The 20,773-nt window shown below is 61.8% G+C and carries 22 protein-coding genes and 1 riboswitch; of the genes, 7 read left to right on the forward strand and 15 right to left on the reverse strand.

The window, feature by feature from the left end; translation table 11 throughout:
• Genes J9788_RS12025 through J9788_RS12035 form a run of 3 tightly spaced genes read left to right on the forward strand, consistent with a single transcriptional unit; the run spans position 1 to position 4,007 of the window.
• A complete protein-coding gene (locus J9788_RS12025; protein WP_099785322.1) occupies positions 1-1,737 on the forward strand; it encodes an ATP-binding cassette domain-containing protein in 1,737 nt (578 codons plus the stop codon).
• Positions 1,734-2,888, forward strand: coding sequence for an ABC transporter permease (locus tag J9788_RS12030; RefSeq protein WP_182264943.1), 1,155 nt, complete (start codon positions 1,734-1,736; stop codon positions 2,886-2,888). The genes J9788_RS12025 and J9788_RS12030 overlap by 4 nt, the downstream gene beginning before the upstream one ends.
• Positions 2,889-2,900: 12 nt before the next feature.
• Positions 2,901-4,007, forward strand: coding sequence for an ABC transporter permease (locus J9788_RS12035; protein ID WP_042783886.1), 1,107 nt, complete (start codon positions 2,901-2,903; stop codon positions 4,005-4,007).
• Positions 4,008-4,077: 70 nt separating this feature from the next.
• Here J9788_RS12035 and J9788_RS12040 read toward each other — a convergent pair whose 3' ends face one another.
• The 6 genes from J9788_RS12040 to moaA form a co-directional block, all read right to left on the reverse strand.
• Positions 4,078-4,788 carry a Bax inhibitor-1/YccA family protein gene (locus J9788_RS12040; RefSeq protein WP_004939761.1) on the reverse strand — a complete coding sequence of 237 codons (711 nt, stop codon included), beginning with the start codon at positions 4,786-4,788 and terminating at the stop codon, positions 4,078-4,080.
• A 130-nt stretch (positions 4,789-4,918) separates the two neighbouring features.
• Positions 4,919-5,386: a molybdopterin synthase catalytic subunit MoaE gene (gene moaE / locus J9788_RS12045; RefSeq protein WP_033642239.1), complete on the reverse strand. Its 468-nt coding sequence runs from the start codon at positions 5,384-5,386 to the stop codon at positions 4,919-4,921.
• 2 nt (positions 5,387-5,388) lie between these two features.
• Positions 5,389-5,634: a molybdopterin synthase sulfur carrier subunit gene (moaD, locus tag J9788_RS12050; RefSeq protein WP_004939768.1), complete on the reverse strand. Its 246-nt coding sequence runs from the start codon at positions 5,632-5,634 to the stop codon at positions 5,389-5,391.
• Positions 5,631-6,110, reverse strand: coding sequence for a cyclic pyranopterin monophosphate synthase MoaC (moaC, locus tag J9788_RS12055; RefSeq protein ID WP_025301929.1), 480 nt, complete (start codon positions 6,108-6,110; stop codon positions 5,631-5,633). Before moaC ends, moaD begins: the two co-directional genes overlap by 4 nt.
• Positions 6,111-6,113: 3 nt before the next feature.
• Positions 6,114-6,629, reverse strand: coding sequence for a molybdenum cofactor biosynthesis protein B (gene moaB / locus J9788_RS12060; protein ID WP_033642238.1), 516 nt, complete (start codon positions 6,627-6,629; stop codon positions 6,114-6,116).
• A gap of 24 nt (positions 6,630-6,653) precedes the next feature.
• Positions 6,654-7,640, reverse strand: a complete 987-nt coding sequence (gene moaA / locus J9788_RS12065; RefSeq protein ID WP_182264944.1) for a GTP 3',8-cyclase MoaA — start codon at positions 7,638-7,640, stop codon at positions 6,654-6,656.
• Positions 7,627-7,771, reverse strand: a riboswitch (molybdenum cofactor riboswitch). (Overlaps the previous gene by 14 nt.)
• A 336-nt stretch (positions 7,772-8,107) precedes the next feature.
• Between moaA and yvcK the strand changes: the two genes are divergently transcribed.
• The gene (gene yvcK / locus J9788_RS12070) at positions 8,108-9,025 is read left to right on the forward strand and encodes a uridine diphosphate-N-acetylglucosamine-binding protein YvcK (protein WP_033642237.1); all 918 of its coding nucleotides are present in this window, start codon (positions 8,108-8,110) and stop codon (positions 9,023-9,025) included.
• Between the two features lie 6 nt (positions 9,026-9,031).
• Here the strand turns inward: yvcK and J9788_RS12075 are convergent, their stop codons facing one another.
• The 3 genes from J9788_RS12075 to J9788_RS25175 all read right to left on the reverse strand — a co-directional run bounded on the left by J9788_RS12075 (position 9,032) and on the right by J9788_RS25175 (position 12,071).
• The gene (locus J9788_RS12075; RefSeq protein ID WP_004939783.1) at positions 9,032-9,298 is read right to left on the reverse strand and encodes a VF530 family DNA-binding protein; all 267 of its coding nucleotides are present in this window, start codon (positions 9,296-9,298) and stop codon (positions 9,032-9,034) included.
• Positions 9,299-9,398: 100 nt separating this feature from the next.
• Positions 9,399-11,411, reverse strand: a complete 2,013-nt coding sequence (gene uvrB, locus J9788_RS12080) for an excinuclease ABC subunit UvrB (protein WP_033642236.1) — start codon at positions 11,409-11,411, stop codon at positions 9,399-9,401.
• A 531-nt stretch (positions 11,412-11,942) separates the two neighbouring features.
• On the reverse strand, positions 11,943-12,071 hold the full coding sequence (locus J9788_RS25175) for a hypothetical protein (protein WP_255326645.1): 129 nt from the start codon (positions 12,069-12,071) through the stop codon (positions 11,943-11,945).
• Between the two features lie 454 nt (positions 12,072-12,525).
• Between J9788_RS25175 and J9788_RS12085 the strand changes: the two genes are divergently transcribed.
• Positions 12,526-13,236, forward strand: coding sequence for an ATP-binding cassette domain-containing protein (locus tag J9788_RS12085; protein WP_182264945.1), 711 nt, complete (start codon positions 12,526-12,528; stop codon positions 13,234-13,236).
• 129 nt (positions 13,237-13,365) lie between these two features.
• Positions 13,366-15,000, forward strand: a complete 1,635-nt coding sequence (locus J9788_RS12090) for a hypothetical protein (RefSeq protein ID WP_182264946.1) — start codon at positions 13,366-13,368, stop codon at positions 14,998-15,000.
• Positions 15,001-15,053: 53 nt separating this feature from the next.
• On the opposite strand, the gene bioD is transcribed toward J9788_RS12090, so the two are convergent.
• The 4 genes from bioD to bioB are packed head-to-tail and all read right to left on the reverse strand — an operon-like array spanning position 15,054 to position 18,666.
• Positions 15,054-15,734, reverse strand: coding sequence for a dethiobiotin synthase (gene bioD / locus J9788_RS12095; RefSeq protein WP_033642233.1), 681 nt, complete (start codon positions 15,732-15,734; stop codon positions 15,054-15,056).
• A complete protein-coding gene (bioC, locus tag J9788_RS12100; protein ID WP_046896818.1) occupies positions 15,727-16,494 on the reverse strand; it encodes a malonyl-ACP O-methyltransferase BioC in 768 nt (255 codons plus the stop codon). The genes bioD and bioC overlap by 8 nt, the downstream gene beginning before the upstream one ends.
• Entirely contained in the window at positions 16,478-17,629 is a 1,152-nt protein-coding gene (gene bioF / locus J9788_RS12105) for an 8-amino-7-oxononanoate synthase (protein WP_046896817.1), read from the reverse strand. Before bioF ends, bioC begins: the two co-directional genes overlap by 17 nt.
• A complete protein-coding gene (bioB, locus tag J9788_RS12110; protein WP_033652413.1) occupies positions 17,629-18,666 on the reverse strand; it encodes a biotin synthase BioB in 1,038 nt (345 codons plus the stop codon). Before bioB ends, bioF begins: the two co-directional genes overlap by 1 nt.
• 88 nt (positions 18,667-18,754) lie before the next feature.
• Here bioB and bioA point away from each other — a divergent pair, with 88 nt between their 5' ends.
• Positions 18,755-20,029, forward strand: coding sequence for an adenosylmethionine--8-amino-7-oxononanoate transaminase (gene bioA, locus J9788_RS12115; RefSeq protein ID WP_182264947.1), 1,275 nt, complete (start codon positions 18,755-18,757; stop codon positions 20,027-20,029).
• Between the two features lie 4 nt (positions 20,030-20,033).
• Here bioA and J9788_RS12120 read toward each other — a convergent pair whose 3' ends face one another.
• Together J9788_RS12120 and J9788_RS12125 are read right to left on the reverse strand one after the other, a co-directional pair.
• Positions 20,034-20,435 carry a YkvA family protein gene (locus J9788_RS12120; protein WP_025301916.1) on the reverse strand — a complete coding sequence of 134 codons (402 nt, stop codon included), beginning with the start codon at positions 20,433-20,435 and terminating at the stop codon, positions 20,034-20,036.
• 2 nt (positions 20,436-20,437) lie between these two features.
• Positions 20,438-20,713: a metal/formaldehyde-sensitive transcriptional repressor gene (locus tag J9788_RS12125; RefSeq protein ID WP_025301915.1), complete on the reverse strand. Its 276-nt coding sequence runs from the start codon at positions 20,711-20,713 to the stop codon at positions 20,438-20,440.
• Between the last annotated feature and the right edge of the window lie 60 nt (positions 20,714-20,773).

Here is a 20,773-nt window from a genome sequence, read left to right on the forward strand (position 1 = left end):
ATGGAACAGGCGCACACCATCGAGTTGGAAGGGCTGGAAAAGCGCTTCCCGTCGCTTGAGAAACCGGCGGTCGCCAGCCTGACCACCACCCTGCGCAGCGGCGCGGTCATCGGGCTGGTCGGCCCGGACGGCGCCGGCAAAACCACCCTGCTGCGCATGCTGGCCGGGCTGCTGAAGCCCAGCAGCGGCAAACTGCGGGTCGCCGGGCTGGATCCGATCGGCCAGGATCGCCAACTGCATGCGATCCTCGGCTACATGCCGCAGAAGTTCGGGCTGTATGAGGATCTGACGGTGATGGAGAACCTGACGCTGTACGCCGATCTGCGCGGCGTCACCGGCGATCTTCGCCGCCAGACCTTCGAACGGCTGCTGAAATTCACCGATCTGACCCGCTTCACCGAGCGTCTAGCGGGCAAGCTTTCCGGCGGCATGAAGCAAAAACTGGGACTGGCCTGCACGCTGGTGGGCGAACCCCAGGTGCTGCTGCTGGACGAACCGGGCGTCGGCGTCGATCCGATCTCGCGCCGCGAGCTGTGGCGCATGGTGCACGAGCTGGCCAATGACGGCATGTTGATCCTGTGGAGCACCTCTTATCTCGACGAGGCCGAGCAGTGTCGCGAAGTGCTGCTGCTCAACGAGGGCGAGCTGCTGTTCAGCGGCGCGCCGCAGGATCTGACCCAGCGCATGGCCGGACGCACGGTATTGATCGCCGCGCCGCCCGGCAGCCATCGATCGTTGCTGCAGCGGGCGATCTGCCTGCCGGCGGTCACCGACGGCGTGATCCAGGGCAAGTACCTGCGCCTGATCCTGAAAGAAGGCGAAGATCACCGGCAGCTGCTGCAGGCGCTGGATCTGCCGGACGCCGAACTGGACGAAGCGGATCCGCGCTTCGAGGATGCGTTTATCGATCTGCTCGGCGGCGGCCCCAACCATCGCTCGGCGCTGGCGGAGATCATGCCGACCGTTGACGGAGAAAGCGGTGAAACGGTGATCGAAGCGGTGCAGCTGACCAAGAAATTCGGCGATTTCGCCGCCACCGATCACGTCGATTTTCAGGTACGGCGCGGCGAAATCTTCGGTCTGCTCGGCCCGAACGGCGCCGGCAAGTCCACCACCTTCAAAATGATGTGCGGCCTGCTGGTGCCGTCCGGCGGCAAGGCGCTGGTGCTGGGGATGGATCTGAAGACCAGTTCCGGCAAGGCGCGCCAACGCCTCGGCTACATGGCGCAAAAATTCTCGCTGTACGGCAACCTGACGGTGGCGCAGAACCTGAAGTTCTTCTCCGGCGTCTACGGCCTGAGCGGCAAGGCGCAGCGCGACAAAATCGACGAGATGTCCCGCGCCTTCAACTTCGCGCCGATCCTCGATCAGACGCCGGATGCCCTGCCGCTCGGCTTCAAGCAACGCCTGGCGCTGGCCTGCGCGCTGATGCACGAACCGGATATTCTGTTCCTCGACGAACCGACCTCCGGCGTCGATCCGCTGACGCGGCGCGAGTTCTGGCTGCACATCAACGGCATGGTCGACAAAGGCGTCACGGTGATGGTGACCACCCACTTTATGGACGAGGCGGAATACTGCGACCGCATCGGCCTGGTGTATCGCGGCAAGATCATCGCCGCCGGCACGCCGGACGATCTCAAACAACAGGTAGCGCGCGACGACAACCCCAACCCCTCGATGGAACAGGCGTTTATCGAACTGGTGCAGGGCTACGACGAGGAGGAACCGCGGTGAGCGACAACCGAGCCCCAATCGACGACGGCGGCTTCTCCTGGCGCCGACTGCGCGCGCTGTGCCTGAAGGAGACGCGGCAAATACTGCGCGATCCCAGCAGCGGCCTGATCGCCTTCGTTATCCCGCTGATGCTGCTGTTTATCTTCGGCTACGGCATCAACCTGGACTCCAGCAAGCTGCATCTGGGCATTCTGATGGAGCAACAGAGCGAAGACGCGCGCGATCTGGCCCACGCCTTCGCCGGTTCGCCCTATATCGAACCGACCATCAGCGATAACCGCCAGCAGCTGATCCAGCAGATGCAGGCCGGCACGATCCGCGGCCTGGTGGTGATCCCGGTGGATTTCGACCAGCGCATGGCGCGCCCGCACGACAGCGCCCCTATCCAGGTGATCACCGACGGCAGCGAGCCGAACACCGCCAACTTCGTGCAGGGCTATGCCCAGGGCGTATGGCAAGTTTGGCAGCAGCAGCGCGCCGCCGATCGGGGGAGCAACGACAAGCCGCTGATTGACGTGCAGATGCGCTACTGGTTCAACCCGGCGGCCATCAGCCGGCACTACATCATTCCCGGCGCCATCACCATCATCATGACGGTGATCGGCGCCATTCTCACCTCGCTGGTGATCGCCCGCGAATGGGAGCGCGGCACCATGGAAGCCCTGCTCTCCACCCAGGTGACGCGCAGCGAGCTGCTGCTCTCCAAGCTGATCCCGTATTACTTCCTCGGCATGATCGCCATGGCGCTGTGCATGGCGGTGGCGGTCTGGGTGCTCGGCGTGCCCTATCGCGGTTCGCTGCTGATCCTGCTGCTGATCAGCAGCCTGTTCCTCGCCAGCACCCTCGGCATGGGCCTGCTGATCTCCACCCTCACCCGCAACCAGTTCAACGCGGCGATGGTGGCGCTGAACGCCGCCTTCCTGCCGTCGATCATGCTGTCCGGCTTCATCTTCCAGATCGACAGCATGCCGGCCATCGTACGCGCAGTGACCTACATCATTCCCGCGCGTTACTTCGTCAGCACGCTGCAAACGCTGTTCCTGGCGGGCAACGTCGGCACCGTGCTGGCGATCAATCTGCTGTTCCTGATCGCTTCCGCCGTGGTGTTCATTGGCCTGACGGCCTGGAAAACCCAGCGCCGGCTGGATTAAGGAGAAAGAGTGATGTTTCACCGTCTGTTGACGCTCATCATCAAGGAAATGCAGGCGCTGCTGCGCGATCCGCAAACCCGCGCCATCCTGATCATGCCGGTGATCCTGCAGGTGCTGCTGTTCCCGTTCGCCGCGACGCTGGAAGTCACCAACGCCACCATCGCGGTCTACAGCGAGGACAGCGGCCAAGCATCGGTGGAGCTGACCCAACGCTTCGCCAAGGCCAAAGCCTTCTCCCATGTCCTGCTGCTGCGCAATCCGCAGGAGATAAAGACCACCATCGACAACCAGCGGGCGCTGCTGCTGATCCGCTTCCCGGCGCAGTTCTCACGCGATATCGCCGCCGGCAACACCGCGCCGCTGCAGCTGCTGCTCGACGGGCGCAACTCCAACAGCGCGCAGATCGCCGCCAACTACGTGCAGCAGATCGTGCAGGAATATCAGAACGAGCTGCTCGGCAAGCGCGCCAAACCCAACAACAGCGAACTGGTGGTGCGCAACTGGTATAACCCGAATCTGGACTACAAATGGTTCGTGGTGCCGTCGCTGATCGCCATGATCACCACCATCGGCGTGCTGATCGTCACCTCGCTGTCGGTGGCGCGCGAACGTGAACAGGGCACGCTGGAACAGCTGCTGGTCTCGCCGCTCACCACCTGGCAGATCTTTATCGGCAAGGCGGTGCCGGCGCTGATCGTCGCCAGCTTCCAGGCCAGCATCGTGCTGTTGATCGGCATCTTCCTGTATCAGATCCCGTTCGCCGGATCGCTACTGCTGTTCTACGCCACCATGTTGATCTACGGGCTGTCGCTGGTCGGTTTCGGCCTGCTGATCTCGTCGCTGTGCGCCACTCAGCAACAGGCGTTTATCGGCGTGTTCGTGTTCATGATGCCGGCGATCCTGCTCTCGGGGTATGTCTCGCCGGTGGAGAATATGCCGGTGTGGCTGCAGGATCTGACCTGGGTGAACCCGATACGCCACTTCACCGACATCACCAAGCAGATCTACCTGAAGGACGCCAGCTTCAGCATTATCTGGCGCAGCCTGTGGCCGCTGCTGGTGATCACCGCCACCACCGGCAGCGCCGCCTACGCGCTGTTCCGCCGCAAGATCGCATAAAAAAAGCTCTGCATGTCACATGCAGAGCTTTTTGATCGCCAAATACCCTAAGGCATGAAAGACGACGGATTTAGCGGCGGTTGCCGAAAATGCGCAGCAACATCAGGAACAGGTTGATGAAGTCGAGATACAGCGTCAGCGCGCCAACGATGGCGTACTTGCGGAAGCCGTCTTTATCATCGGCGTTCAGCTGCTCGCCCATCGCCTTGAGTTTCTGCGTGTCGTACGCGGTCAGGCCGACGAACACCACCACCCCGATGTAGGTAATCGCCCACATCAGCGCGGTGCTTTTCAGCCAGATGTTCACCAGCGAAGCCAGCACGATGCCGATCAGCGCCATGAACAACATGCTGCCGAAGCCGCTCAGATCGCGCTTGGTGGTGTAGCCGTACAGGCTCATCGCGCCGAACATGCCGGCGGTGACGACGAAAGTGCTGGCGATCGAGCTGTAGGTGTACGCGATAAAGATGCTCGACAGCGTCAGCCCGGTCAGCGCCGAGTACAGCATGAACAACGAGGTGGCCACCGCGCCGCTCAGGCGGTTGACCATGCCGGAAATCACGAACACCAGCGCCAACTGGGCGATGATCAGACCGAAGAAGGTGATCTGGCTGGAGAAGATGAAGTTGAGGATCGCGGGCGTATTGGCCGCATACCAGGAAACGAACGCCGTCAGCAGCAGACCGCAGGTCATCCAGCCGTAAACCTGCGCCATGTAGGCCTGAATGCCGCTGTTGGCACGTTCGACGATTGAACCATTAGAGCGTGGATATCGGTCCATGACGGTTACCTTTTGCGTTGTAAACAAGATTCCGAAGCCCCGTAAACGGGGCTTCGCCTGCTATAAGCGTACCACAGAATAGGCCGCGCGAAAGCGGCAAAGGTCTTGATTTGTTTCCGCTGTTGAGGCGTTATTTAGCCGCGTCGTGCCAGCGCTGCGCGGCCTGACGATCGCTGTCTCGAGCGTCCACCCAACGATCGCCCTGGCCGGTCGCTTCGCGCTTCCAGAACGGCGCGCGGGTCTTCAGGTAGTCCATGATGAACTCGCTGGCGGCGAACGCCATGCCGCGGTGCGCGCCGGTCACGCCGACGAACACGATCTCGTCGCCGGGATACAGCGCGCCGACGCGGTGGATCACCGTCACGCGCTGCAGCGGCCAACGGCTGCGCGCCTCGGCCACGATCTCCGCCAGCGCCTTCTCGGTCATGCCGGGATAGTGTTCCAGCGTCAGCGCGCTGACGTCGTCCCCGAGGTTATGGTTGCGCACCTTGCCGGTGAAGGTCACCACCGCGCCGTCGGCGTCGCACTGCGCCAGCCACTGATACTCGTCGCCGACGTTGAACGGCGCTTCGCCCACGCGAATGCGGGTGTTTTCCATGCTTATCCCCCGGTAACCGGCGGGAAGAAGGCCACTTCATCGCCGGCGCGCAGCGGGTGATCCGCCGCCACCAGCGACTGATTGACCGCCGCCAGCAGTTTGCCGGACTCCAGCGCCAGCGCCCAGCGATCGCCGCGCGCGCACAGCGCCTGACGCAGCGCCTCGACGGTCGGGTAATCCGCCGGCATCGACAGCGCGCCGGTGCCCACCAGTTCGCGCACCTGCGCGAAGAAAAGAATATCGATCATGCGTTCACCTTAAAATCGCCGGATTTGCCGCCGCTTTTCGCCAGCAGGCGCACCGGGCCGATCACCATGTCTTTCTGTACCGCTTTGCACATGTCATAGATGGTCAATGCCGCCACCGAGGCGGCGGTCAGCGCTTCCATCTCGACGCCGGTTTTGCCGGTCAGCCGGCAGCAGGTTTCAATGCGCACCCGGCTGTGCTCCGTTTGCGCCTCCAGTTGCACTTCGACTTTGCTCAACATCAGCGGGTGGCACAGCGGGATCAGTTCCCAGGTGCGTTTGGCCGCCTGAATGCCGGCGATGCGCGCCGTGGCGAACACGTCGCCCTTGTGATGGCTGCCGTCGACGATCATCGCCAGCGTGGCGGGCAGCATATCGACGAAGGCTTCGGCGCGCGCCTCGCGCACCGTTTCGGCCTTGGCGGAAACGTCAACCATATGGGCTTCGCCGGCGGCGTTAATGTGGGTTAGCTGTGTCATGACTCAGGGCTTCTTCAAATGGGGCTGGAAGTTGCACGGGCGATGGCGCGCGTCCAACTGTTCTTCGATAATCCGCTCCCAGGCGGTGCGGCAGGCGCGGGTGGAGCCCGGCATGGCGAAAATCACCGTGCGGTTGGCCAGGCCGGCCAGCGCGCGCGACTGGATCGTCGCGGTGCCGATCTCTTCGTACGACACCATGCGGAACAGTTCGCCGAACCCTTCCACCTCTCTGTCGAACAGCGGCAACAGCGCTTCCGGCGTGTTGTCGCGCGCGGTAAAACCGGTGCCGCCGGTGATCAGCACCGCCTGCACGTTGTCATCGGCGATCCACGCGGAAACCCGTGCGCGGATCTGGTAAATGTCATCTTTGACGATGGCGCGATCCACCACCTGATGGCCGGCTTCCTGCGCCGCTTCCTGCAGATATTGGCCGGAGGTGTCTTCCGCCGCGCCGCGGCTGTCGGACACGGTCAGGATGGCGATATGCGCCGGAATAAACTCGCTGCTCGCATGGCTCATGGTTCAATAAGCTCCTATTGGCTGTCAGCCGCCGATAAACGACAGGTTCTGGGTGATCCCACTGTTGCCCTGATGCAGGAAATGGGTCTGCTTCTTGCTCAGCAGCCCGCTCTGAATGCGCGCCTTCAGCGCGTCGAGCTGGCCGTCGTCCGCCAGCAGATCGCGCAGGGGCACCCCCTGCTCGCCGAACAGGCACAGATGCAGATTGCCGATGGAAGAAACGCGCAGCCGGTTGCAGCTGGCGCAGAAGTCTTTTTCATACGGCATGATAAGACCCACCTCACCCTGGTAGTCCGGGTGGCTGAACACCTGCGCCGGGCCGTCGCTGCGTCCGCGCGCCTGGCGCTGCCAGCCCTGCTGCTCCAGCTGCAGACGAATCACTTCGCCGGAAACGTGGTGTTTGCGAAACAGTTCGCCCCCCTCGCCGGTTTCCATCAGTTCGATAAAGCGCAGCTGGATCGGCCGATCCTTGATCCAGGCGAGAAACGCGCCGAGTTGCTGGTGATTGACGTCGCGCATCAGCACGGCGTTGACCTTGACCTTGCTGAAACCGGCGCTGAAGGCGGCGTCGATGCCGTCCATCACCTGGCAGAACTTGTCCTGACCGGTAATGGCGTGAAACTGGCGGGGATCCAGACTGTCGATGCTGACGTTGATCGCCGTCAGACCGGCGTCACGCCAGGCGGCGACGTCGCGCGCCAGACGGTAGCCGTTGGTGGTGACCGCCAGCGTGCGAATGGCCGGATTTTCCCGCACGGCGGCGATGATCTCGGTAAAGTCGCGGCGCAGCGAAGGCTCGCCGCCGGTCAGGCGCACCTTTTCGGTGCCCAGTTCGGCGAACGCGCGGCTGACGCGGCGGATTTCATCCAGCGACAGGAAGCTTTTCGGGCTGCCGCTCGGCTTGTAGCCGTCGGGCAGACAGTAGGTGCAACGAAAGTTGCACACGTCGGTGATCGACAAGCGCAGGTAATAGAACTTGCGCTCATAAGCATCAATGAGTTGCGGTACCATAACACCTTTCCAAAGTCGGGAGATGCGAGCGTTTCCCCTCTGCACCCTGGTGGCTGACTTCGCCACGGCCCAGGCGCCATATCGTTCCGGATGAACAACGTAGGCGCAGGGGCTAGGAGTTTGATTTCTCTTCCCGCTACCTTGAGTAGCCGGAATGAAACCGTGGTTTTCAGCAGAATTCTAGCGCTAATCGGCAACGATAGCCAACGCGTTAATTCGCTATATAACTGTCTATACAGCGTTTTTAGACGCCGCGTAATCGGGTAAACCATGATAAACATCGCTTACGAGGGCGAATTGACCAGAATCACGCAAATGGCACTCTTTATCCCCTAAATAATGGGCGTCGCCTCCCGACGGCAAGCGCGTTCACCCCAGAGGCAACGTCAAGGATAACGGGTATATCGCGTTTTTACGCCGGATCCGCTACCTTATGCGGGCAGTTCAGCCCCTTTGTAAGGAAATTTATGCGTAATCGTACCCTGGCCGATCTCGACCGCGTGGTGGCGTTGGGCGGCGGACACGGCCTGGGCCGTGTGATGTCGGCCCTGTCGTCCTTAGGCTCCCGCCTGACCGGCATCGTTACCACCACCGACAACGGCGGTTCCACCGGCCGGATCCGCCGTTCGGAAGGCGGCATTGCCTGGGGCGATACCCGCAACTGTCTCAACCAGCTGATCACCGAGCCGAGCGTCGCCTCGGCGATGTTCGAATACCGCTTCAGCGGCAACGGCGAACTGGCCGGCCATAACCTCGGCAACCTGATGTTGAAAGCGCTGGATCACCTGAGCGTGCGCCCGCTGGAAGCGATCAACCTGGTGCGCAGCCTGTTGAAGGTGGACGCGGCGTTAATCCCGATGTCGGAACAGCCGGTGGATTTGATGGCGCACGATCACGAAGGCAACCATGTTTACGGTGAAGTGAATGTTGACCAACTGACTCATATGCCGCAGGAGCTGATGCTGTCTCCCCCGGTCAACGCCACGCGCGAAGCGCTGGACGCCATCGCGCAGGCCGACGTGATCCTGATTGGGCCGGGCAGTTTTCTCACCAGCCTGATGCCGCTGCTGCTGCTCGACGATCTCACCCAGGCGCTGCGCCGCAGCAGCGCCAGCATGATCTATATCGGCAACCTCGGCCGCGAGCTGAGCGTGGCCGCCGCGGCGCTGTCGTTAAAGGATAAGCTGACGCTGATGGAAGAGAAGATCGGCCGCCGGATGATCGATGCGCTGATCGTCGGCCCGGCGGTGGACGCCAGTGAAGTGCAGGATCGGGTGGTGATTCAGCAACCGCTGGAAGCGAGCGACATCCCTTATCGCCACGATCGCCAGCTGCTGCGCCAGGCGCTGGATCAAGCGCTGGTGGAGCTGGCCGACCGCCGCTGACCGAATTTAACCGTCTCGCCCGCGCAGCCAGGGATTATCGCTGGCTGGGGCGGGATGGCTGACCATATCGATATACAGATCTTCCACCTCTTTACGCGCCCAGGGCGTACGACGCAAAAATTTCAGACTGGACTTGATGCTCGGATCGCTGCGGAAGCAGTTGATGCGAATGCGCGCGCCCAGCTCGGACCAACCGTAGTGATCCACCAGTTTATTCAGCAGTTGCTCCAGCGTCACGCCGTGCAGCGGGTCTTTAGACTGGTGTTGGCTCATGTTCGGTACTCTTCGTGGTCAAATCGGGCCGCACACCATAACAGCTTTGACGCGGCCGACAAGGAATTTTGACGCCCACAGCGCGGGCGCCGTCCAACGGTCAGGAAATCGCGATGAACTGCTCGCGCAGCTGGTGGATCTCGTCGCGCAGCGCAGCCGCCTGCTCGAACTCCAGATTTTGCGCATGGGTATACATCTGCGCTTCCAGATCGCGGATTTTCTGATCCAGCGCTTTCGGCGTGAGGTTCTGCAGCTGAGCGCCGCTGTCCGCCGCCTTGCCCCTGCCTTTACCCTTGGCGCGGTTGACCGGCTGGCCAATCTGCAGAATGTCGCCGATCTTCTTGTTCAGCCCCTGCGGCACGATGCCGTTGGCTTCGTTGTAAGCCTGCTGCTTGGCGCGCCGCCGCTCGGTTTCACCGATCGCTTTGGCCATCGAATCGGTGATGCGATCGCCATACAGGATCGCCTTGCCGTTCAGGTTACGCGCCGCGCGGCCGATAGTCTGGATCAGCGAACGTTCGGAACGCAGGAAGCCTTCCTTGTCGGCGTCCAGAATCGCCACCAGCGACACCTCAGGCATGTCGAGCCCCTCACGCAGCAGGTTGATGCCCACCAGCACGTCAAACTCGCCCAGACGCAGGTCACGAATGATTTCGACGCGTTCCACGGTGTCGATATCCGAGTGCAGGTAGCGCACGCGCTCGCCATGCTCTTCCAGATATTCGGTCAAGTCTTCCGCCATGCGTTTGGTCAGGGTGGTCACCAGCACGCGCTCGTTGATCGCCGCACGCTTGCGGATCTCGGAGAGCAGATCGTCCACCTGAGTGGCGACTGGCCGCACTTCCACGATCGGATCCAGCAGCCCGGTCGGGCGCACCACCTGGTCGATCAGATCGCCGCCGGATTTCTCCAGCTCATATTTGCCCGGCGTGGCGGAAACATAGATGGTCTGCGGCGCCAGCGCCTCGAACTCCTCGAAGCGCAGCGGGCGGTTGTCCAGCGCCGACGGCAGGCGGAAACCGTACTCCACCAGCGTTTCCTTGCGCGCGCGGTCGCCTTTGAACATCGCGCCGATTTGCGGAATGGTCACGTGGGATTCGTCGACCACCAGCAGGCCGTCCGCCGGCAGGTAATCGAACAACGTCGGCGGCGGCTCGCCCTCGGCGCGCCCGGAAAGGTAGCGCGAGTAGTTTTCGATGCCCGAGCAGTAACCCAGCTCGTTCATCATCTCCAGATCGAACTGGGTGCGCTGCGTCAGGCGCTGCTCTTCCAGCAGCTTGTTGTTGGCCAACAGCACCTTGCGGCGGTCCGCCAGATCGACCTTGATCTCTTCCATCGCCTGAATGATCCGCTCGCGCGGCGTCACGTAGTGCGACTTCGGGTAGATGGTGAAACGCGGCACCACCTGCTCAATCTGCCCGGTCAGCGGATCGAACAGCGACAACCGCTCCACTTCGTCGTCGAACAGCTCGACGCGCAGCGCCAGCTCGTCCGACTCCGCCGGGAAAATGTCGATCACCTCACCGCGCACGCGGAAGGTGGCGCGCTGGAAAGCCTGATCGTTGCGGGAATACTGCAGCTCCGCCAGCCGGCGCAAAATGGAGCGCTGATCGATGATCATGCCCTTGGTCAGGTGCAGCATCATCTTCAGGTAAAGATCCGGATCGCCCAGGCCGTAGATCGCCGACACCGACGCCACCACCACCACGTCGCGCCGCTCGAGCAGCGCCTTGGTGGCGGAAAGGCGCATCTGCTCGATGTGCTCATTCACCGAAGCGTCTTTTTCAATGAAGGTGTCGGAGCTGGGCACGTAGGCTTCCGGCTGGTAGTAGTCGTAGTAGGAGACGAAGTACTCCACCGCATTCTCCGGGAAAAACTCTTTCATCTCGCCGTACAGCTGCGCCGCCAACGTCTTGTTCGGCGCCAGCACCATGGTCGGCCGATTCAGATCGGCTATCACGTTGGCGATGGTGAACGTTTTGCCCGAGCCGGTTACCCCCAGCAGCGTCTGGTGCGCCAGGCCGTCTTCCAACCCTTCTTCCAGTTTGCGGATGGCTTCCGGCTGATCGCCGGCCGGTTTGAAATCAGAATGCAGTTTGAAAAGTTTACTCATTGCTCGGCTACCCTGTGGAGATGCGCGCGCTCAGGCGGCCAGCCGGCTCTGCGCCGGACGTGGCCCCTAATTATGGAAAGTGTCGGCGATTTGCGCCAGTGCCCATGATACTGGATATAAAACCAGCTTCAAGCGGATTCGTCGCTGCGCCCGGCAGCGCGGCAACGCCGTTGCACCGTGAGATTACAGCGGGGTGACATTTTTATTGTCAATAACAGATTTATCCCCAGAACTTGCCGAAAATTAACTTATTGATAGCACGCCGGCGAAAAATCACACATAGAAACCCGATCAATGCCCTGGCGTCTTGATTTTAGTTAATTTATTGATAATTAATGTTTTTAATAAAAAGACGAGATTGCGGACAAAGCGAACAGAACCCGCGTCGGCTCTCGCTTTACAGCGTTTTTCTAAATCTAATGCACAAGGTTATCCACAGGAATAGTGGATAACTCTCACCGCCCCGCCCGTGGCGGGAGTTACAGAAAGAAAGCTTTTCGCCCTTTACACTCGCCAAAATGGCTTTTTTAGTTATTTTTTCATAAAAATATCGCTTTGTTTATGCCGATTAATACTAAAAATCCCCATTGCCAAAATCGCATTGCCCCCTTTCACGCCGATCGCGCTTGACGGCGGCGCAACGCCTTGCACCACGCCCACGCCGGAGAGCACCACAAGAGTGCAAAAAATGTCCGGGTTAACTTCCCGGCGTATTTTCAGGCCGCCGCGGCAGAGCGCGTCGGGCCTGACAGGCGGTTAACAAAGCGATAACACTCCCCCCTTTTCGGCCAGTGGCAAAACTGGCCTGGGAGTTGCTTTATCTTCCCGCGTGCGAACGAGGCGCGACAGCATAATGCGCTGCCGAATGCGACGTGCAACTGCCGCCTGGCTATGCCTCGTAAAAGCGCGAGAACGACACCAAGTCGTCATAAACGTCGTTTTTCACGACATATTGACTGTCTTTCCGTCCACCGCAGACATTGCTCAGGCGAATCGGAGGGACGGCATTTTGTTCCGGACATTGCCACACTCGGGAAATCAACCGCCAATGCGGCCTTTGCAGCACCCCACCAACGAGTGGAACGGGCGCCTATGTCTATGAGGAGAATGCCACATGCTGAGTCTGAGATCGGTCAATCAATTTTACGGGCAAAATCATACCCTGTGGGACATCAACCTGGAGCTGCCGCGCGGCCAGTGCACAGTGCTGATCGGGCGCAACGGCGTGGGCAAGACCACGCTGGTCAACTGCATCATGGGGCATTTGCCGGTGGTGAGCGGCAGCATGACCTGGCAGCCGGCGGATCAGCCGCCGCAAAACCTGCTGCTGCAACCGATGGAGCGCCGCGCCGCACTCGGCATCAGCCACGTCCCGCAAGGGCGGCAACTCTTCTCGCAGCTGAGCGTGGAAGAGAATCTGCAAGTGGCGCAGATGGCCGTGCGCGGCGCCCCTTACCGCATTCCGCCGCTGATCTACAGCCTGTTTCCCAATTTGCGCCAGATGCGCACCCGCCGCGCCGGCGATCTGTGCGAAGGCGCTCAGCGCCAGTTGGCGATTGGTCGTGCGCTGGCGCAGGAGCCGGCGCTGCTGATCCTCGACGAACCCACGACGGGCGTACCGCCCTCGATCGCCGCCGACATCGGCAACGTGATCCGCAGACTCAACTATGAGTTGGGCATGACCATTTTGCTGGTAGAGCATCAGTTGCCGTTCGTGCGCCGGGTGGCGGATCGTTTTTGTCTGCTCGAGAGCGGGCGCACCGTGGCGCACGGCGCGCTGGCGCAGCTGGATGAGGCGCTGATCGGCGCCGGGCTGGCAGAGTGAGTGCTCGGGTTAGCGATTAGGTTGCTGTTGTATCAGTCACGGCCGGTCTGCGCCCAATAGGCATGGGCCGGCCATCTTTTCATACTCGATAGGGGCCACACCGACACCATAATATCGAGGGATGTAAGCATGACAGACAACAACGCGGCATTTATTCAATACGCGGATTTGCGCAACAAAAACTGGAGCCTGCAGGAACGTCTTAATATTGAAGGCATTTACGTCAGTTCGCGCGACGAACTGGTCGGCGCACAAGACTTTATCATCAAAACGTTAAAACGCCCTGCGATTGTCAGATTCGCCGCGCCTTTTGCCCTTTGGACGGCGCCTAAAACCGATATCAATGTCGGATTCGTCTATATCGACGGCAACGGCGTCAACATCACTACCGAGATCCCCAACGGCACGGAAAGCGACCATAACTATTTCCTGCGCTGCTATACCAGCAGCGGCGCGCTGGATAACAACGTTCCTATTCGCCCGGCGCCTATCATGAAAGATTTCACCGTAAAGGGCATCGGCGCCAGGATTAACAACAGCAAAGATGAAACGACGATCGAATACACCTATATCGACGGCGTCCGTTTCGATTCGCCTGAAGGCCCGCTGGGCAACTTTTCCGTCAATAACGTCTATATTTCCGGCTTCTACTACGGCCTGTACTACGGTACCAATGCCTATATCGCCCACCACTACGCCTGTGAAGTCATTCGCTGTTTTGAGTGCCTGCATATGCCTTCAACGAACAGCGGCGCCCAAAACTTCGGCGAAGGCATCAACTTCTTCGGTGGCACCCTCGGCAATTCCCAGGGGCTGGCCGTTCGCAACGCTAACCCCAACGGCGCCTTCCGCCTGTTCGGCACTTCGATCGACTATGCCGGCTCGATTGCCGACGTTGAGGCCGGTAGCATTGAATTGCATGGCTGCCATATGGAATTCAACAACGGTAATAGTCCACTTACGGAAATTCCCTTCCGTTGCAGCGCCAATCAAAATGCATCGCTGTTGATACACGGCGGCGAAATCATCGTCGCCGGCGGCCGACTGGCACAAGCGTCGCTGTTTTACGCCGAGGCCGGCAGTAGCGGGATTATCGTCGACAGCGTGAAGTTCTATGGCGTACGAACCGCCAGCGGCCGCTATTTCAGCGGTACCGGCGACTTTGTCATCGTCAATAGCCGACTGGATGGCGGTGGGGGTGGCGCCGGGATCCAGACGCTGGTCGGCGCCGTGAATAACAAGTTAAAAGACGGTGAGTTCGCCTTTTCCGCTAAGCCGTTTGGCTGGGAAGTGACAGGCGGCACGATCAGCGAGCCCTTTACCTCAGACGCAGTGACTATCAGTATCGAAGCCGGCGCGGGCGTCAACGGCAGCAATGCCCTGAAAGTGACCAAGTTGGGCAACGCCAATACCAACGCCGGAGTGAGAGTGATCGTGCCCGCCGCGCAATATGAGCAGCTGGGCGCCTGTTTTACCCTGAAAACGGTCAACGGCGGTACCGGCAATCTGTTCGCGACGCTGCAATATGCCTGTATCCAGGACCATGCGGACAATGGCATCTCGCTCGTCGCCAAAGCCGCGCCGGCAGCCTGGGACGCCGCCTTGAAAGCCGATGCTTACGCCGAGTACACCGAATATCGTTTCAACGCCAATCGACGAAAAGTCCCGGTCTGGGCGACCCATGTCATCCTGACGTTCAACCTGTTTGCCCTGGCGAAAAATGGCGTGCTTTATCTCGATAACGCCTGTATTACCGCCATGTAAAAGCCAACGCCGGGTCATAAGACCCGGCGTTGTGATTCATCAGCCAGAACCTCTCACTGCGCCAGCAAGCTGATATCCAGATACTGCCCCAGCGGCGCCCGTTCGGCCTGCGGCAGGTGCGGGATTTCGCCCAGCAGCGGCGCGGGCAGCATACGGCGCAGCGTAGCCAGGTATTCCTGATGCCGCCGCCCCGGCGGCGCCACGTCGTTGGCGATCCAACCGGCCAGCGTCAGCCCGGCCTGTTGCACCGCCTGGGCCGTCAGCACCGCGTGGTTGATGCAGCCCAGCTTGATGCCCACCACCAGGATCACCGGCAGTTGCTCTTGCCGCACCCAGTCGGCGAAGGTGTACTCCGCCGACAACGGGGTAAACCACCCGCCGGCCCCCTCGACCAGCACCCAGTCGGCGCGCTGCTCCAGCCGGCGCAGGCCGTCGGACAGCCGCGCCGCGTCGATCGGCCGGCCTTCATCGGCGCTGACGATATGCGGCGAGGTCGGTTCGGCAAATACGTAAGGGTTCACTTCGTCGTAATCCAGCGCCACACCGCTGTTGGCCTGCAGCGCCAGCGCGTCGCCGTTGCGCAGCCCCTCGGCGGTCATCTCGCTGCCGGAGGCCACCGGCTTATAGCCGGCGCTGCGATAGCCCGCCCGGTTGGCGGCCTGCAGCAAGGCGCTGCTGGCGACGGTTTTCCCCACTTCGGTGTCGGTGCCGGTCACGAACCAACGTTTACTCACGATAAATCACTCCATAAGCCAGATGATAGCTGAGCGGGAACTGCCCCTGCCGACACGGGTAAGCCGCCTGCAGCGCGGCGAGGCGGCCGCGCGACATCAGGCCGCCCTCGCGCCCCTGATGCAAGTGCGTCGCCCCGATGCCCTTGAGCGAGCGCATCAGCGTCATCACGTCCGGGTAATTCAGGGTGCGCAACTCCGTCACCAGCTCGTGTCGATAGGCGGCGCAGGCGGCGCGGATCTGCGTCAACGGCAAAAAGGCGTTCACGTGACGTTCGCCGTCCACCTGTTGCCAGGCGTCCCCCAATTCCTGCAGCGAGCCCGCCGCCAGCGTGGAAAACAGGATCACGCCGCCGGGCCGGGTCACGCGATACAGCTCCGCCAGCGCGGCAGGCAGATCGCTGCACCACTGCACCACCAGGCTGCTGAAACAGATGTCCATCGCCGCATCTGGCAGCGGCACCTGTTCGATATCGCCCAGCAGATAATGATGCGCCGCCTGCCGTTGGCGGGCGACGTCCAGCATGCCCGGCGCCAAATCGAGCGCGGTCACCCGTTTGCCGCGCTCACGCCACATGCGGCTGAAATAGCCGGTGCCGCAGCCGGCGTCCAGCAGCTGTTCGCCTGGGTGAGAACTCCCCATCCCCAGTAAGCGCTCGCCAACGTCACGCTGCAGCTCGGCGGCGGCGTCGTAGCTGCCGGCCGCGCGGCTGAAGGCCGAGGCGACCGCCTGTTTGTTCACTGTGTCATTGGCTGACGTCATTCAGCACCTCCAGCAGGCGATCGATATCCTGCGGCTGATGCGCCGCCGTCAGGGTAATGCGCAGCCGCGCGCCGCCCGGGGGCACCGTCGGCGGACGGATGGCGCTCACCCACAGGCCGCACTCGCGCAGACGGGTCGCCAGATCGAGCGCGCGTTGATTGTCCCCCACCAGCAGCGGCTGGATGGCGGTATCGGAATCCGTCAGGGTCAGCGCCAGCGGCGCCGCGCCCTGGCGGAAACGCCGGATGTTGGCCTGCAGCCGGGCGCGCAGGTCATCGCCCTCGCGAATGCAGACCAGCGCCGCCTGCAGCGCGCAGGCCTGCGCCGGCGGCATCGCGGTGCTGTAGATCAGATGGCGGGCGAACTGCAGCAGATACTCGGCGGTCGCTTCATCGCACAGCACCGCCGCGCCGCTGACGCCGAACGCCTTGCCGAAGGTCGCCACCAGTAGTTCAGGGCGCACGCCCTGCTGCCAGCAGCTGCCGCGGCCTTGTTCGCCGCGCACGCCGATGCCGTGGGCGTCGTCCACCATCAGCCAGGCGCCCGCCGCACGGGTTAAGCGATGCAGCTCCGCCAACGGCGCACCGTCGCCATCCATGCTGAACACCCCTTCGGTGACCGCCAGCCGCTGCCCGTCGCAGGGTTTGGCCAGCAGATCCGCCAAGGCCTGCGGTTGATTATGCTGGAACCGGCGCAGCTCGGCCGGCGACTGCGCCGCCGCCTCCAGCAGCGAGGCGTGGCTGAGACGATCGGCCAAAATGCGATCGCCCTTTTGCATCAACGCCGCCAGCACCGCCTGGTTGGCGGCGTAGCCGGAGATAAACAGCAGCGCGCGCGGATAGCCGAGCCACGCCGCCAGTTGCTCTTCCAGCGCCTGATGCGCCGCGCTAAAACCGGTCACGTGGCCCGAACCGCCGCTGCCGACGCCGTAACGCTGCGCGCCCTGCTGCCAGGCGGCGATCACCCGCGCATCCTGGCTCAGCCCCAGGTAGTCGTTACCGGAGAAGTTCAGATAGAGACGATCGCCGAGCCGGATCTGACGGCCGTTGCCGCCCTCGGTGGTCTGTCGCCGGCGATAGGCGGCGTTCAGGCGCCGCTCAGCCAGCGCCTGCTCGATGCGTTGCTGCCAGCTCATCACGGCGCCGCGTTGTAAAACTCGGCGGTATCGGCGTTCAGCAGTTGCTTGGCCAGCACCTGCTGTTGCTGGTTGTCGCCGTGTTCGGTGGCGGTCTGCTGCGGGTTGAGCCCCAGCTTGCGGAACAGCTGCAGGTCTTTGTCTTCTTCCGGATTCGGCGTGGTCAGCAGCTTGCAACCGTAGAAGATCGAGTTGGCGCCGGCCATGAAGCACATCGCCTGCGTCTGTTCGTTCATCTGTTCGCGGCCTGCGGAGAGACGGACATAAGAAGATGGCATCATGATGCGCGCCACCGCGATGGTGCGGATGAAATCAAACGGATCGACGTCGTCGTTATCCGCCAGCGGCGTGCCTTTCACCTTCACCAACATGTTGATCGGCACGCTCTCCGGTGGTTTTGGCAGGTTGGCCAGTTGCACCAGCAGCCCGGCGCGATCGCGCACCGTTTCACCCAGCCCGACGATGCCGCCGGAGCACACTTTGATGCCGGCGTCGCGCACCTTGTCGAGCGTATCCAGGCGCTCCTGGTAGCTGCGGGTGGTGATGATGTTGCCGTAGAACTCCGGCGAGGTGTCGAGATTATGGTTGTAGTAATCCAGCCCGGCCTCCGCCAGCCGCTCGGCCTGGGTGCCATCCAATGTGCCCAGCGTCATGCAGGTTTCCATGCCCATCGCTTTCACGCCCTGCACCATTTGCTGCAGATAAGGCATATCGCGCTCGTGCGGGTTCTTCCACGCCGCGCCCATGCAAAAACGGGTCGAACCGTTCGCCTTGGCCTTGCGCGCCGATTCCAGCACCTGCTCGACCTGCATCAGCCGCTCCGACTCCAGGCCGGTCTTGTAGCGTGAGCTCTGCGGGCAGTATTTGCAGTCTTCCGGGCAAGCGCCAGTCTTGATCGACAGCAGCGTGCTGACCTGCACCTGACGCGGGTCGAAGTGCTGGCGGTGTACGGTTTGCGCTTCGAACAGCAGTTCTAGCAGCGGTTTGTCAAACAGGGCCTGGGCTTGCCCTACTGTCCAGTGAATGCGGTCGGCCATCATGGCGTCTCCAAAACGAAAAAGTGTCGCCAGTTTAAATATTGTGGATATACTGTCAACCAATCTTAATACTTTTTGGTTTACAACAATGTCTGTCACCGCTTCCGACCTGGCGTTTGACCAACGCCATATCTGGCACCCCTACACCTCCATGAGCCGCCCGTTACCCTGTTACCCGATCGAATCGGCCAGCGGCGTCGAACTGCAGCTGGCGGACGGCCGGCGTCTGGTGGACGGCATGTCCTCCTGGTGGGCGGCGATCCACGGTTACAACCATCCGCGCCTGAATCAGGCCGCCAGCCAGCAGTTGGAGAAGATGTCGCACGTGATGTTCGGCGGCATTACCCATCCGGCCGCTATCTCGTTGTGCCGTCGGCTGGTGGAAATGACGCCGGAAGCGCTGCAGTGCGTGTTCCTGGCGGACTCTGGTTCGGTGGCGGTAGAAGTGTCGCTGAAAATGGCGCTGCAGTACTGGCAGGCGCGCGGCGAGCGCCGGCAGCGCATCCTGACGCTGCGCCACGGCTATCACGGCGATACCTTCGGCGCGATGTCGGTCTGCGATCCGGACAACTCGATGCACAGCCTCTATCAGGGGTATCTGGCGCCACACCTGTTCGCCACCGCGCCGCAGTGCCGCTTCGACGAGGAATGGCGCGAAGAGGATATCGCGCCGTTCGCCGCGCTGCTGGAACAGCACGCCGGTGAAGTGGCGGCGGTGATCCTGGAACCGGTGGTGCAAGGCGCCGGCGGCATGCGCATCTACCATCCGACCTACCTCAAGCGGGTGCGCGAGCTGTGCGATCGCCATCAGGTGCTGCTGATCGCCGACGAGATCGCCACCGGTTTCGGCCGCACCGGCAAGCTGTTCGCCTGCGAGCACGCGCAGGTGGTGCCGGACATTCTCTGTCTGGGCAAGGCGCTGACCGGCGGCTATATGACCCTTTCCGCCACCTTGACTACCCGCCATGTGGCGGAGACCATCAGCAACGGCGCGGCCGGCTGCTTTATGCACGGGCCGACCTTTATGGGCAATCCGCTGGCCTGCGCCGTGGCGGACGCCAGTCTGGCGCTGCTGGCGGAAAATCGCTGGCAGGCGCAGGTGAGCGCCATCGAAACCCAGTTGAAGCGGGAACTGTTGCCGTTGGCGGCGCTGCCGAAGGTGGCCGACGTGCGGGTGCTGGGCGCGATTGGGGTGGTGGAGATGCGCGAACCGGTGGATGTCGCCGAGCTGCAGCGCGGATTCGTCGAGCGCGGGGTATGGATCCGGCCGTTCGGCAAGCTGATTTACCTGATGCCGCCTTACATCATCGAAGCGGACCAGCTCAGCCGCCTGACCGCCGCCGTCGCCGCCGCCGCGCGTTAATGCCTTACCAATGCTGGTCCAGATAGCGGGCCAGCAATCCCAAACACAGCAGCCACAGTAAAATGATCATCGCCGCCGCCATGCGGCCGGTGGGATTATCGACGCGCTTTTGCGCCTTCTCGCGCAGCTCGGCCATCAGCGGTTTGGGGATCAGCCGCACCGCCAACATGATGCCCAACGGCACGATGATCACATCGTCCAGATAGCCCAGCACCGGAATAAAATCCGGGATCAGATCGATCGGTGAGATCGCATAACCGGCCACCAGCAGCGCGATCAGCTTGGCGTACCACGGGGTGCGCTTATCACGGGCGGCCAGCCACAGCGCGTAGATATCGCGCTTGATGCCTTTGGCCCAACGGCGCAGCCAGCCGAACCACGGCGTGCGTTTTTTCAGTGAAATCATGATTACTTCATATAAGAACGTAAAACGGTCATCAATTGCTCGATGTCCTGCTCGCGCTGCTGCGGCGTAGCGTCCGCGGCAGCCAGATGTTCGCGCACATGCCCTTCCAGCACCTGCGCCATCAGACCGTTGACCGCGCCGCGCACCGCCGCGATCTGCTGCAGAACAGCCGAACATTCGCCGCCGCTCTCCAGCGCGCGTTCCAGCGCTTCGGCCTGCCCTTTAATGCGGCGCACCCGCGCCAACAGCTTCTTTTGATCTCTGTGGGTATGGCTCATCATTTCCGCCTGATTGTCATTTACTATACTGGGGTATAGTATATTTCAGCACACTATCTT

This window comes from Serratia sp. X10, from assembly GCF_017811775.1.
Lineage (GTDB): Bacteria > Pseudomonadota > Gammaproteobacteria > Enterobacterales > Enterobacteriaceae > Serratia > Serratia ureilytica.